This is a genomic window from Joostella sp. CR20, assembly GCF_038433465.1.
Lineage (GTDB): Bacteria > Bacteroidota > Bacteroidia > Flavobacteriales > Flavobacteriaceae > Galbibacter.
Genome location: NZ_JAESVF010000004.1, coordinates 237,926 through 252,061, shown reverse-complemented (window position 1 = coordinate 252,061; position 14,136 = coordinate 237,926). Strand labels below are relative to the sequence as shown.

Sequence of the window (14,136 nt, the reverse complement as noted above, 5' to 3'; positions counted from 1 at the left end):
TTAAATCCAAACAAAAAACGCATCCAAAAATGGATGCGTTTTTTATTATCAAAATCCACTAATTAAAAGTATATTAAAACACCAAAAAAACTATACCCCTAAACCCAATATGCCCTACATACTTCTAGTATTTCTCCTTTTCCCAAAAGAAGACATCCCTTAAAACTATCTTTCATTCTATTTCCTTTCCGATTATCAAAATTGGACATACAATAGGAACTTATATCCAACCTAAAAGATTTCTAATTCAGACTAAACAGATTATTAATCTTTTAAATTAAGTACTATGAAAATTAATTTTAAGAAAATTTATGAATTACTTAAAATCGCTCTTGTATGCGTTGTATTCTTAACTTGCAGTAAAGACAGCTTTACTGATGATCTACTAATTGAAGAGGAAAAAACAAAAGTGGCAATCAATCCTTATTCAAATGAAACTGAAGCTCCTCCGTTTTCTCTTCCTGGGCAAAAACAATTGAATATTGTTTATTTTTTACCGAATGATGTTGAACCATATAAAGACTACCATAAAAGAATTACAAATGTTCTAAGACATACTCAAAACTTTTATGCGAAAGAATTAAAGGAAAATGGTTTTGAGTACAAGAGATTCGGACTTCAAGAAGATGAAGAAAACCCAGGATTGGTGAAAATCCATTTAATAAAAGGACAAGAAGGTAAAGCTTCATATCCATACACAGGAGGAGGCTCTATGGCTAGAAATGAAATTAAAAACTATTTCATCGAAAATCCTCATCTAAAAACTAGTGAGCATTTTTTAATCTTTATTCCTAAATACGATATTGATGTACCATACTATGCTCTCGGAAAATACGGCTTTGTAATTGATTATGAAAACGGATATGATATGGAGCAATGGGATGAATCAAGTGGACACTCAGCTATAAACGATCGATGGATTGGAGTATTAATACATGAAATAGGTCATGCTTTAAACCTACCACATACAAAACAAAAAACTACAAAGAACTTTATTTCAATGATGGGAGTTGGTAGTAATAAATATTGGAATGAACCAAACAAAGTAAAATTAACAAAAGGATCTGCCTTAATTTTAGATAATAGTGAAGTATTTAATATTTCGAATGGCTTTGAGTACTACAATGAAGAACCAATAATTGAAATTAAAAAAGAAAGAATTTATGCTGATGAGAACGTTATTCACATTAAAGTAAGGTTTAAAAGTTCTGTTAAAGTAAAAGGAGCCATTATCTACAACGACCCAAAAACAAGTGAAACAGACTCAGACTATAATTCAATTTCATGTGCTACGACAGATATTATCCCTATTGATGATGCTGAAGAATTTTACTACACAACTCCCCTAAAAGGTTTTGATGAGTCTTACAAACCATACCCTTTTAAATTAAAAACAGTTTTAGTGTTTGAAAATGGATTAAAAAGAACCATTAATACATATGATTATTTATTTAAAAATGGAAAACCAGACATAGATGTTGATTTTGAATTGTTTGAAGACTTCGACAGAACATATTGGGAAATAGAAAATGTCTCTCATGAAGACATGAATTTTCCTGATGAAAAAGGAGGTGCTGCAATAAATGTTTTAGACGGAGATTTAAGCACAATATGGCACACAGGGTATAAAAACACTTATAAACACCCACATGAAATAACTATAGACATGAATAAAATAGAATTATTACACGGAGTTTGTATCGTTCAAAATCAAAGTAGCTACAATGGAATGATTAAGGACTTTGAAGTTTACACTTCTGAAGACAACAAAACTTTTATAAAGCACGAAACATTCTCAGCTACACATTCTAAAAAACGACAACAGTTTTTACTTAAAAACCCAATAAACACAAGATATTTTAAAATAATATCGCTCAGTTCCTACAACCATCGACCAGCAACAAGACTTGCCGAAGTAGGAGCTTTTTAATAATTAGAATTTAAATTCAAACAAAAAACGCATCCTATTTTGGATGCGTTTTTTATTATACAATTCTCAATTTTTCAATCATTTCTCTGGAAATATTTCCAGAATAGGCACCGTAAGCATCTACTAACAACCCTTTATCTCCAAAAGATGTTTCTATCACATACAACACCGAATTATCATCGGGGTTACTATCGCCTTCAAAACGATAATAATCAACCACATTTAAATCGGCTGCAGTACAAACACTATGTTTAGAGCGGTTCTCTACTCCTACTTCACACAAATTATAATCTTCTGTATATCCTTTTCTTTTTAAATCTTCAATTGCTATTGATAGACTTTCATATGCATTTTTCATCGTTATAGTTTTTGGTTTCCATAAAAGTTACAAACTACTTTTTGAGTCTACAAAACTTTAATTCTTTTTTAAGATTTCAGCAGAAATAAAAAAACTAAGCGGATTCTCTTTTTAAAACCGATATCTTATTCGTATTTTACAATAAACTACTTCGGGATATTCTCACGAAGAATTACGTTTAAAAATTAAAAATACTATGGCAAGAACTGAAAGTAATATGCTCCCATTAGGGACAAAAGCACCAAATTTTAATCTTCTCGATACTATTTCTGGCAGAAAACTAAAACTTAGCGATGTATATGGAGAAAAGGCAACTGTTGTTATGTTTATTTGCAACCATTGCCCTTATGTAAAACACCTAAATAAAGAGATTGCAAAATTGGCTAAAGACTACGCAAATAGCGATGTTAATTTTGTTGCTATTTCGAGTAATGATGTTGAAAATTATCCTGAAGACAGTCCCGAAAAAATGAAAGTGAATGCACTTGAAAACGATTTTACTTTTCCTTATTTATACGATGAAACACAAGAAGTAGCAAAAGCTTATGACGCTGCTTGTACGCCCGATTTTTATGTTTTTGACAACAGTCTTGAACTCGTATATCGAGGTCAGTTTGACGATTCACGCCCAGGAAATAGTATGCCAATAACAGGAAGAGACATTAGAAGTGCCATTGATGCTGCCATGATGGGAAAAAGAATATACAAAACCCAAAAGCCAAGCATGGGATGTAATCTTAAATGGAAACAATAATTCATAAATCTCACAAATCGCATACAATTCTTAACAATCTTTTATCAAATAAAAATAGTCTTGATATTAATAATCTACTAACTTTGTAGAGTATTAATTAAATCAAGAAAACATGGCAACACTTAGATTAGGAGATAAAGCACCAAACTTTACCGCAGAAACGTCGTTAGGAAACATCGATTTCCATGAATATTTAGGAGACAGCTGGGGAATTTTATTCTCACATCCAGCGGATTACACCCCAGTTTGCACTACCGAATTGGGAACTGTAGCAAAATATAAAGACGAATTTGAAAAGCGAAACACCAAAGTAATTGCATTAAGTGTAGACGGAGTTGAATCGCATAAAGGATGGATTAACGATATTAATGAAACGCAAAATACAGAAGTTAACTTCCCTATTATTGCTGATGAAAATCGTAAAATAGCAGAGCTTTATGATATGATTCACCCAAATGCAGATGCAACGCTAACAGTGCGTTCAGTATATATTATCGCACCAGATAAATCGATTAAACTGATGATTACATACCCAGCTTCGACGGGTAGAAATTTTGACGAGCTTTTAAGAGTTATCGACTCTTTACAACTTACAGCTTACCATAAAGTAGCCACTCCAGCAAACTGGAAACACGGAGACGAAGTGGTAATTAGTCCTGCAATTTCTAGTGATGATGCTAAAAACATTTTCACAAAAGGATTTAAAGAGGTAAAACCATATTTGCGTTTAACACCGCAACCAAATATTGACTAAAGTCAAAAATTGGAATTAAAGAAAAACTGCCTAAAAAGATTATTCTGATAACCGAATAAATCCTTTTAGGCAGTTTTTTTACCTTATTATGAATGGCGTTACACCCACTCTTCTCGTTTGGCTAATGCATTGATATGTTCAAAATGATGTCTACAATGCCAATCGTAAATCGAAATTAACTTTTTTAAACTTATCTCCTCATTACTTTCTGGATGAATAAATGTACGCTTAAATTGAGTTTCTGTTAACTTTTTCAACATAGAAGCCCAACGTTTATGCAAAGCCTCGATAAGCATAAGAGACATCTCAATATCATCATTTTTACCATCTTCCAAATCGGCCCAACGATCTTCAAAATAAGCTTTAATAACAGGCTTATCTTCAGTAAGTGTCCATTTAAAACGAATGTAACTATTTAGATGACTGTCTGCTAAATGATGAATTAACTGGCGTACCGTCCACCCTTCAGGTCGGTATGGAGTATCCAATTGATCATCGTCAAAATCTTCCACCAAAGCTTCTAACTTTTCAGGAAAAAATTCAATAGTTCGAATCCAATTTTTAATATCGGTAGCCGAAATATTTGCAGGCGATTGATATTTCCCGATAGGGTATTGTAGCTGTTGTAAAGTGGGAGTTGTCATATTTCAAATATAAAAAATCCTGCTACATCTTTATGCAACAGGATTTTAAATCTCGTATAATTATGATTGAATGTACAGCTACTTTTATATTCCGAAATAATCGGAATAGTTAAGCTAAATTGCTGAATTCAATTTAAAAAATTAACATTTGCTTAGCCTACTTTTACAAGCTCAACATCAAAAATTAATGTAGCATTTGGAGGAATTACCCCTCCTGCACCTCTAGCTCCATATCCTAAATGAGAAGGAATTACAAAACGTGCCTTATCGCCAACTTGTAAAAGCGAAATACCTTCATCCCAACCAGCAATTACTTGCCCGATACCTAAAGTAAAATCGATAGGTTGATTTCTTTGGTATGAAGAATCAAAAACTTGTCCGTTTTCCAACTGTCCTTTATAATGTACAGAAACGTTTTTCCCTTTTTCAGCTTTTGGTCCGTTTCCTTTTTGGATTAATTTATAACGAAGTCCGCTTTCTGTTTTATCAAATCCCGCAGCAATTTTCTCTAGTGCAGCTTCAGCTTTCGCTTTTTCTTCAGCAATACGCTTTTCACGAGCACCTTCAAAAGTTCTAAAGGCTTCAATTGCATTCCAATTTTCAGCTTCTTCTCCTACTCTTACAATTTCTAAAGAATCAATTTTATCACCTTGAGCAATTGCATCAACTACATCTTGACCATTTTCAACAAAACCAAAAACAGTATGCTTATCGTCTAACCATGGCGTTGGTACATGCGTAATGAAAAACTGAGATCCATTGGTTCCAGGACCTGCATTTGCCATTGATAAAACTCCAGGACGATTGTGTCGTAATGAGCTATCAAACTCATCATCGAATTTGTAACCTGCATCTCCAGTACCTGTTCCAAGTGGACATCCTCCTTGGATCATAAAATCATTAATAACTCTATGAAAAGTAATCCCATCGTAATATGGTTTTCCTTGTGGTTTTACACTGTTTTCCATTGTTCCTTCTGCTAAAGCAACAAAATTCCCAACAGTTCCAGGTGTTTTATCGTGCGTTAACTTCACTAAGATTTCTCCTTTTGAAGTATTAAATTTTGCATAAATACCATTTTCCATACTGAATATAATTTTTTATGTGAGTAACTAAAACTAAAAACGCTCCACAAAAGCGGAGCGTTTATTATATTGTATAACTAAGAATTAATGTATTAAAGAGCAGCAACTCTTTTAGTCAATCCTGATTTTAAGTTTCCAGCTTTGTTAGCGTGAATAATATTTCTTTTTGCTAATTTATCAATCATACTGATAACAGAAGGCAATAATGTTTCTGCATCTTTTTTATCTTCTGTAGCACGTAACTTTTTGATAGCGTTACGAACTGTTTTATGTTGATATTTATTTCTTAAACGAACTGCTTCGTTTCTTCTGATTCTTTTTAATGCCGACTTGTGATTTGCCATCTTTTCTTAATTTTTACAAACAGCAGCTTTACGCTGCACCATGTTATACTTTATAGTAGTCCGTAGGGGAATCGAACCCCTGTTACCAGGATGAAAACCTGGCGTCCTAACCCCTAGACGAACGGACCAATTGCTCTTGTTTGAGCTACGAGAAAACTCGTATATTTTAATGAACTTAATCTTTTGTAGTCCGTAGGGGAATCGAACCCCTGTTACCAGGATGAAAACCTGGCGTCCTAACCCCTAGACGAACGGACCATTATTTCCTTTATTGCGGATGCAAAAATACAACTATTTTTAAATCATACAATACCTAGAAACAATTTTTTTTATTTTTTTTTAATTAATATGCTTTTGCAAATAAAACACGCTGTTTAGAAGGCTTCCCAGAATAAATACAAACACCTTCTTCTTGCTTATTTTCCAGAGGAATACAGCGAATTGTTGCTTTTGTAAGTTCTTTAATCTTATCTTCTGTTTCTGCAGTACCATCCCAATGTGCCGACAAGAATCCGCCTTTGGTTTCTAGCAATTCTTTAAATTCATCAAAAGTATTTACTTCAGTAATGTGAGAATTTCTATAATCCAATGCTTTTTTATAAATATTCTCTTGCATCTCTTCCAATAAGTATGCAACTCTATCTACAATAGCATCTGCCTGTACAACTTCTTTGGTTAAGGTATCTCTACGCGCCAACTCATAAGTGTTGTTTTCCATATCGCGCATTCCAATAGCAATACGCAAAGGCACTCCTTTTAATTCGTATTCATTGAACTTCCATCCTGGCTTTTGAGTATCTCTATTATCAAACTTAACCGAAATTCCTTTCGCTCTCAATTCTTTTACAAGTGGATTTACACGATCGGAAATTGCATCCAATTGTTCTTGTCCTTTATATATAGGAACAATTACTACTTGTATAGGTGCCAACTTTGGAGGTAACACCAAGCCATTATCGTCGCTATGCGACATAATTAAAGCTCCCATTAAACGCGTTGACACTCCCCATGAAGTTGCCCAAACGTACTCTTGTTTCCCTTCTCGGGTAGCAAACTTCACATCAAAAGCTTTCGCAAAATTCTGACCTAAAAAGTGAGAAGTTCCAGCTTGCAAAGCCTTACCGTCTTGCATTAACGCTTCAATACAATATGTTTCTAAGGCGCCTGCAAAACGCTCGCTATCGGTTTTAACTCCTTTTACAACTGGCACACCCATAAAAGTTTCAACAAACTCAGCATATACATTCATCATTTGTTCTGCCTCTTGGATAGCTTCTTCTTTTGTTTCATGAGCGGTATGTCCCTCTTGCCATAAAAACTCAGCAGTTCTTAAAAACATACGAGTTCTAAGTTCCCATCGCACAACATTTGCCCATTGGTTTACTAAAATTGGTAAATCTCTATACGACTGAATCCACTTTCTATAGGTATCCCAAATAATTGTTTCTGAAGTAGGACGAACAATTAATTCCTCTTCAAGTTTCGCCTCAGGGTCTACTACAACTCCACTTCCATCTTCAGCATTTTTTAAACGATAGTGCGTTACTACAGCACATTCTTTCGCAAATCCTTCAACGTGATCAGCTTCTTTACTCAAATAAGATTTTGGAATGAACAAAGGAAAATACGCATTTTCATGTCCTGTTTCCTTAAACATTTTATCTAATTGTGCTTGTATTTTTTCCCAAACAGCAAAACCATACGGCTTAATTACCATACATCCTCTTACTGCTGAATTCTCGGCCAAATCGGCCTTGACAACCAATTCGTTATACCATTTTGAATAATCTTCGCTTCTCTTTGTTAAATTCTTACCCATCAATATGTAGTTTGGCACAAAACTTGCACCTTAGTTAAATGTAATTAATAGTTTGACAAAACTAACTATTTTTGCTATGTTCAACAATAAATTTTTGCAATGATGAAAACACAATACATTCCCTTAAACATGAAAGTCGTTTTGACTGTTTTTATCATTGGAGTTTTAGTAAGTTCGTGTGGTTCTTACGATCAAGCTTCGTACTATGATAACGATGGGATATACGATCAAGAAATTACTTATTACGACGATACGCCAAACACCAATGATACGCAACAGCAAACTACAAATGCTCCAAATACTGTAGTTATTACAGATTACGAAAGCTATTTTAGCAACAAAGCTCAAATGCTTAATGAAGCCATTGAATATCAAGAAAACAACGATATTTTTACTGATGTAAATTCATACTCAAGTACAAACGTTGATAGTACCGATGTTTCTGAAAATTATATTTTGGATTACAACGAAGGTAATGCTGGTTGGGGAGAAAACCCTGAAAGCACTATCGTAAATGTATACAACAACAACTGGGGTTACAGTGGTTGGTACGGCGGTGGCTGGTACGACCCATTTTGGGGACCTTATTACGGTGGTTGGTATGGCCCAGGTTGGGGTTATGGCGGCGGCTGGTATGGAGGTTGGTACGGCGGTGGCTGGGGCCTAAGCTGGGGATGGGGAAACCCATGGTATAGACCAGGTTGGGGCTATGGCGGTGGCTGGTATGGTGGCGGATATTACGGTCCGTATTACGGCAACCACAGATATGCTTATACAAACTCTAGAAGAGGATACTACGGAAGAAATACAGCTGCAGTTGCTCGTCATCAAGAAAGTGTAAGAAGAGCCAATACTTCGGCTAGATCATCTAGAGGATACTCAAGATCATCGCAAGTTGGAGGAAGAAGCACAATTTCTAGAACAAGTGGATACTCTAACAGCGCCAGAGTTGGTGTTGACGGAGGACGATACAACAGAACCTCTGGATATTCAAGAAACACAAATTCAAGAGTTTCCTCTGGACGTACTACTACTTCAGGAAGAACGAACTCAACATACGGAAGATCTACTTCTTCTAGCAGAAGTAATCCTAGCTATTCTAGAGGTTCTTCTTCGCGAAGCAACTCTAGCTACTCTAGGTCATCATCAAGAAGTAGTTCTAGAAGTTACTCTAGTCCTTCATCAAGCAGAAGCAGCGGATCATTCTCAAGATCTAGTGGTGGTGGCGGATCTCGTAGTAGCGGTGGATCTAGAAGCGGCGGAAGAGGAAGATAATAATATCAAACTGTCTAAAAGTTTTTAATGTCGTTCTGATTCAATTCAGAATTCAAAAAAATGATTTAAACATCATGAAAGATCGAAGTAATTTCGGCCCGACAAAATAAATTCTTTTAGACAGTTTTTTTATACCAACAAACCAATTTATCGAACACAAAATAACCGCATGAAAAGCAAACATTAATTGCTATATAAATTTCATGCAACTCTTAAAAAAATAATAAAACAATCAAATGAAAAACAATCTATTCCTTATAGCTACTTCGCTTTTCTCATTGGGTGTTTTTGCTCAAGACAGAAATAGTGTAGCACTTTACGGCACAGACAATTTAAATGGTACTGCCCGCTATCAAAGTATGAGTGGTGCTTTTGGCGCCCTTGGTGGCGACATGTCGGCAATCAATACAAACCCTGCGGGATCTGCTGTATTTTCAAGTACTGTTTTTACGCTTTCAGCAACAAATTACAACATTGATAATAAAACAAGTTATTTTGACGGAAGAAGCGAAACCGACTTCTCTCAACTTAAATTAAACCAGATTGGTGGTGCATTAGTTTTTGAAAACGGAAATAGCGCTTCTAAATGGAAAAAATTCACCATGGCTTTCAACTACGAGCTAAGCAATAATTTTGAAAATGAATATTTAGCCATCGGAACAGGAAACACTTCAATCGCAAACTATTTTGTAAATAATGCAAGTGGTTATAGTGTAGGAGATTTAGAACCTATTGGAAACGAAAACATAACGCAAGCTTACATTAATATTGGTCGTGATTTAGGGTATAGTGCGCAACAAGGTTTTTTAGGGTATCAAAACTATATTATTGACCCTGCTACTACCGATAACCCTGATGAAACTTCGTATGTATCAAATGCTAGTTTTTCAAATGGTTTACAGCAAGAACAACTTGTAATTACTTCGGGTTACGACAGTAAATTCACTTTAAATTTTGCCTCACAATATTCAGACAATATATATATAGGTGCTGGATTTAATTTTTACAGCTTGGAGCGTCGTACTATTACACAATTTGATGAATACGGTTATGACAACAACTCTACACTACAATACGTACAATTTGACAACGATTTGTACACCTACGGAAATGGATTTTCATTTAATTTAGGAGGAATTGCAAAACTAAACGACATGATTAGAGTTGGTGCAAGTTACCAGTCGCCTATTTGGTATGATATGACTGACGAGTTATTCCAAAGCATTAACACCGATTACCTAGCAAATCCAGACGATACAAATGCAACGTACTCGGAAGCGAGTCCAAATGCAACGCTTATATTTCCTAGTTACGATATATACATCCCAGGGAAATACACAGGAAGTATCGCAGCCATTTTTGGCCCTTACGGATTACTTAGTTTAGATTATTCGTATCAAGACATGTCGAATGCAAAACTAAAACCTACCTATGATCCTCTTTTTGCTGAAGAAAATCAAGCGATTGATGATGAATTCCAAGCTGTTTCTACACTTAGACTTGGAGGAGAATTCAGATTAAGAAATTTTAGTTTTAGAGGTGGTTACCGTTTTGAAGGAAGTCCGTATAAAGATGAATTTACAATGAGCAACTTAAACGGATACTCGCTTGGGTTAGGATACAATTTTGGAGCATCGAAGCTAGACTTAGGCTTTAGTCAAGCGTTTAGAGATTACAATATTCCACTTTACAACACTGGACTAACTTCTACTGCTGCAATCGATAATAAAAACACCAATGTTACGCTCTCATATACATTGAGTTTATAAGAGGTAAAATTAACGTGAGTTCGACGTAAGAATGATGAATATGCAATAAAACGACCTATTAAAAAAGTATTGAAAATCAAGGAAGCTGTAAGGACTGATAGATAAAAAGCTGTTTGAGCGTAGCGAGTTCTTTTTATCTGTGGAGGATGGTTCCGTAGATTTTCTTATACTTTTTAAATCAGTCTTGACTTTTTTGTTTCGTTTTTGTGTCAAGACAAAAATGAAAGCATTCTTAAAAAATTTAAATAGATATAAGGTATTATATATTGAAATTTACATCGAACTGAGGTAAATTAGCTCTTTAAAGAAATACAACTTACATTTCATTAAAGAGCTAATTTATTTTTTTAGCACTACCACCAAATAATCACGAGTTACAGAAGTGCCATCTTTAGCGGTAACTACTTCACTTTTTCGAATAATTTCTTCAATCAGAAAGTCAGAAGTTCCAATCAACCTTATTACTTTTTCCTCATCATACAATTCAAACTGATTATCTATAAAAGGTAATTGCTCCATAAACGATTGTTCAGCAAAACAAACCGAAAGTAATCCGCTCGGCTTTAGAACCTTATAAATTTCATTTAAAAAATCTGTAGGATTACTCCAAAAATAAATGGTATTTACTGTAAAAACTTTATGAAGAGTATCAGCTTCGAAAGGTAAATTAATACCGTTGTATAGGTAGAATTGAGTAGCTTCTTTTAAGTCATTAGCAAAATTCTTAGCCTGAATATGCATCTGCTCAGAAATATCAACACCAACATATTTCAACGCTTTTGCTTCTTGAAAAAATTCATTTAGATGCTTTGCATTCCCATGACCAATTTCCAAGACTTCATCTTTATCATTTAAATTCAACGCTTTAATTGCACTTCGAGTCATCCCGATATTTGTTGCGTGCATCATCTCCCCCATCTCTATCCCTTTAGAACCCGAAGGACATTTCAACTGGCTAGCAATACTATTTTCTGCGGAATCTTTTTGCATAATGCTACATTATATATTCACCATCAACACTTTCTACAGGCTCAGGAATATTTTTATCTTTCAGCAATTCTAACAAATTAATCTCAATAGTTCTCGTAATTTGATTGAGAGGAATTCCAGCAGGAATATTATCAAACGGATTCAACAATGCCATTCCGATTTTGTGTGTTGTCAAGAAAATATAACCCACCAATATCCCAACTAAAATTGACCACGCTCCCATATTATCTGTTAAAGACCAGGTTACACTAATAATAAAAATCCAAACAAACAATCGTGTGTAAAAATTATAAGTTGTTGGAAACACTGTGTTTTTAATACGTTCAGACATTCCCATTTCATCACAAAAATGAACTAACATACTGTTGAGCTCCAAAAACTTGAAGCCATCTACCAATCCCTTTTCGGTGAGTTGTTGCAAATCTTTTGTTTGAATATTCAAAATAGCATTAGGCACATTGGTTTCTTTTTCTACTGCTACAAAATCTTCTTCGGATAAATAGTTTTTATAATGCTTTTCGCTATCGTCTCGTAACCCTTCTTTCAGAGCATATAAAAATGCAATATGTCTGTAAATTAATTTCACTTTAATCGGGTTAACTTTTGCATCTTTTACAGCTTCTTCCTCATCAATATAAAACATTACTTGCCTTGCCCATGTACGAGAATGGTTAACCAACGTTCCCCAAATTTTACGAGCTTCCCACCACCTATCATAGGCTTGATTATTGTTAAAACCTATAAAAAAGGCAAGTGCTGTACCTAAAATTGTTGGAATAATACTCGACACTACAATGGTGTCGAAAAAATGTATTTGTTCGATGTAGCGATAAATAAAATATGCGGAAACACAAGCTATAATTTCGAATAAAAAATGACGCCACGTACCACTTAGAATTCTGTAAATATTAACTTTTTTGGATAAAAGCATTCAAGATAATTGTTTAATTTTTTATAAATATAATTAATCATTTTTTAAAAAGTCCAACAAATCCTTTTGCACAATTTCTTGCCACCCTACAACAAAGTTTTCTCGTGAAAAATCTGAACCTGCATCGGCAAAATTTTCAATTCCGCTATGCACTAGTTTAATATGGGTTAATTCCTTTTTTTGAGTAAGTCGCCATGTTAACACAGAAACTCCTTTGGAATATTCGGGGTAACTCCATGTATGTCGAAATCTTTTCTGCGGAATTACTTCCAAAATTTTACATACATGCTTAAAATTTGTTCCGTTAGGTTCGTAAAAATAAAACTCGGCAGTGTCCATCAGTTTAAAATTTTTAACATCAAAATACCATTGCTTCATTTTATCTGGATTTGTTAATGCGTTCCAAACTTTTGCTATCGGTGTTTTCACTATCAATTCTTCAGTAATCATTGGGTTTTTCATATGTGCTTTTTATACATTTTTACTGGTTTACTTCAATTTAAAAGAAAGAAAAATATCATCGATTTTCTTGTAAGGTTTCCCCTAAAAAAGTAACTAAAAAGTGTAGATCCATTATTTTAAGAAGGAATAAAAGAAAAAATTAATTCAACTTTCCGCAATTATAACGTTAATAGGCTATAAATACGTATCTTTGCTGTCAATTTTTTATTGACCAACGAGAAGTCTTTGACAGCTAAAAGTTAAGAAAATTTATTGCTGAAGTTGGTTTTTAAACATAGCACAAAAGAATGAAAATAGATAAAGCTTTAGAGGATCATTTTGATGAAGTAGGAAATGATCACGCATCGTCGGCAGCAGAAACTCCAATGAGAAAAGATGCTTTTGATTTATCTGATGATGAAAAAATTGAACAAATCGAATCGCAAGTTTACACCATTATGGAAACACTTGGATTGGATTTAACCGACGATAGTTTACGCGGAACACCAAGACGTGTTGCGAAAATGTTTGTAAAAGAAATTTTTTCTGGTTTACACCCAGATAGAAAGCCAAAAGCTTCTACCTTTTCGAATAAATACAAGTATGGAGAAATGCTTGTTGAAAAAAACATCACGGTTTACTCCACTTGCGAGCACCACTTATTGCCTATTGTTGGGCGGGCTCACATTGCCTATATTTCTAACGGAAGTGTAGTTGGACTTTCTAAAATGAACCGTATTGTAGATTATTACGCAAAACGTCCGCAAGTACAAGAACGTATGACAATGCAAGTAGTTCAAGAACTTCAAAGAGCACTAGGCACCAAAGATGTTGCTTGTGTGATAGATGCAAAACACCTTTGTGTGAACTCTCGCGGAATTAGAGATATTGAAAGTAGTACTGTAACCGCAGAATTTGGTGGAAAATTTAAAGACCCTGCTGTAAGAAGAGAGTTTTTAGATTACATAAAACTCGATACTGAGTTTTAGTTTCCCCACTTTCAAAAGTTAAAAATAGTAAGTTGTTATTTTAGTTTTAAAAT

14 protein-coding genes and 2 tRNA genes are annotated in these 14,136 nt (G+C 34.4%); 6 read left to right on the top strand and 10 right to left on the bottom strand.

The features are described from left to right. Positions 1-286 precede the first annotated feature (286 nt). The gene (locus JMA43_RS08185) at positions 287-1,930 is read left to right on the top strand and encodes a discoidin domain-containing protein (protein WP_342156009.1); all 1,644 of its coding nucleotides are present in this window, start codon (positions 287-289) and stop codon (positions 1,928-1,930) included. Between the two features lie 55 nt (positions 1,931-1,985). On the opposite strand, the gene JMA43_RS08180 is transcribed toward JMA43_RS08185, so the two are convergent. After that, on the bottom strand, positions 1,986-2,288 hold the full coding sequence (locus JMA43_RS08180; protein ID WP_342156008.1) for a phosphoribosylpyrophosphate synthetase: 303 nt from the start codon (positions 2,286-2,288) through the stop codon (positions 1,986-1,988). A gap of 196 nt (positions 2,289-2,484) precedes the next feature. Between JMA43_RS08180 and JMA43_RS08175 the strand changes: the two genes are divergently transcribed. Both JMA43_RS08175 and JMA43_RS08170 read left to right on the top strand, forming a co-directional pair. Continuing rightward, the gene (locus tag JMA43_RS08175; protein ID WP_342156007.1) at positions 2,485-3,042 is read left to right on the top strand and encodes a thioredoxin family protein; all 558 of its coding nucleotides are present in this window, start codon (positions 2,485-2,487) and stop codon (positions 3,040-3,042) included. Positions 3,043-3,154: 112 nt separating this feature from the next. After that, complete coding sequence (locus tag JMA43_RS08170; protein ID WP_342156006.1) at positions 3,155-3,796, top strand: peroxiredoxin; 642 nt, start codon at positions 3,155-3,157, stop codon at positions 3,794-3,796. Between the two features lie 98 nt (positions 3,797-3,894). Here JMA43_RS08170 and JMA43_RS08165 read toward each other — a convergent pair whose 3' ends face one another. The 6 genes from JMA43_RS08165 to proS form a co-directional block, all read right to left on the bottom strand. Next, a complete protein-coding gene (locus tag JMA43_RS08165) occupies positions 3,895-4,440 on the bottom strand; it encodes a YfiT family bacillithiol transferase (RefSeq protein ID WP_342156005.1) in 546 nt (181 codons plus the stop codon). A gap of 152 nt (positions 4,441-4,592) precedes the next feature. Next, positions 4,593-5,525 carry a peptidylprolyl isomerase gene (locus JMA43_RS08160; protein ID WP_342156004.1) on the bottom strand — a complete coding sequence of 311 codons (933 nt, stop codon included), beginning with the start codon at positions 5,523-5,525 and terminating at the stop codon, positions 4,593-4,595. A 92-nt stretch (positions 5,526-5,617) separates the two neighbouring features. Beyond that, positions 5,618-5,869, bottom strand: a complete 252-nt coding sequence (gene rpsT, locus JMA43_RS08155; RefSeq protein ID WP_342156003.1) for a 30S ribosomal protein S20 — start codon at positions 5,867-5,869, stop codon at positions 5,618-5,620. A 56-nt stretch (positions 5,870-5,925) separates the two neighbouring features. Beyond that, positions 5,926-5,997, bottom strand: a tRNA-Glu gene (locus tag JMA43_RS08150). Between the two features lie 58 nt (positions 5,998-6,055). Further along, positions 6,056-6,127 (bottom strand) — tRNA-Glu (locus JMA43_RS08145). 85 nt (positions 6,128-6,212) lie between these two features. Then, on the bottom strand, positions 6,213-7,688 hold the full coding sequence (gene proS, locus JMA43_RS08140; RefSeq protein WP_342156002.1) for a proline--tRNA ligase: 1,476 nt from the start codon (positions 7,686-7,688) through the stop codon (positions 6,213-6,215). 99 nt (positions 7,689-7,787) lie between these two features. On the opposite strand from proS, the gene JMA43_RS08135 reads away from it, so the two are divergent. Together JMA43_RS08135 and JMA43_RS08130 are read left to right on the top strand one after the other, a co-directional pair. Further along, positions 7,788-8,963 (top strand): hypothetical protein, encoded by a 1,176-nt coding sequence (locus JMA43_RS08135; protein WP_342156001.1) that lies wholly within the window; start codon positions 7,788-7,790, stop codon positions 8,961-8,963. Positions 8,964-9,199: 236 nt separating this feature from the next. Then, on the top strand, positions 9,200-10,732 hold the full coding sequence (locus tag JMA43_RS08130; protein ID WP_342156000.1) for an OmpP1/FadL family transporter: 1,533 nt from the start codon (positions 9,200-9,202) through the stop codon (positions 10,730-10,732). A 339-nt stretch (positions 10,733-11,071) separates the two neighbouring features. On the opposite strand, the gene JMA43_RS08125 is transcribed toward JMA43_RS08130, so the two are convergent. Genes JMA43_RS08125 through JMA43_RS08115 form a run of 3 tightly spaced genes read right to left on the bottom strand, consistent with a single transcriptional unit; the run spans position 11,072 to position 13,115 of the window. Beyond that, on the bottom strand, positions 11,072-11,722 hold the full coding sequence (locus tag JMA43_RS08125; RefSeq protein WP_342155999.1) for a class I SAM-dependent methyltransferase: 651 nt from the start codon (positions 11,720-11,722) through the stop codon (positions 11,072-11,074). A gap of 4 nt (positions 11,723-11,726) precedes the next feature. Then, on the bottom strand, positions 11,727-12,653 hold the full coding sequence (locus tag JMA43_RS08120; RefSeq protein ID WP_342155998.1) for a bestrophin family protein: 927 nt from the start codon (positions 12,651-12,653) through the stop codon (positions 11,727-11,729). Between the two features lie 33 nt (positions 12,654-12,686). Continuing rightward, positions 12,687-13,115 (bottom strand): SRPBCC family protein, encoded by a 429-nt coding sequence (locus tag JMA43_RS08115; protein ID WP_342155997.1) that lies wholly within the window; start codon positions 13,113-13,115, stop codon positions 12,687-12,689. Between the two features lie 287 nt (positions 13,116-13,402). On the opposite strand from JMA43_RS08115, the gene folE reads away from it, so the two are divergent. After that, complete coding sequence (folE, locus tag JMA43_RS08110) at positions 13,403-14,083, top strand: GTP cyclohydrolase I FolE (RefSeq protein ID WP_342155996.1); 681 nt, start codon at positions 13,403-13,405, stop codon at positions 14,081-14,083. Positions 14,084-14,136: the final 53 nt, after the last annotated feature.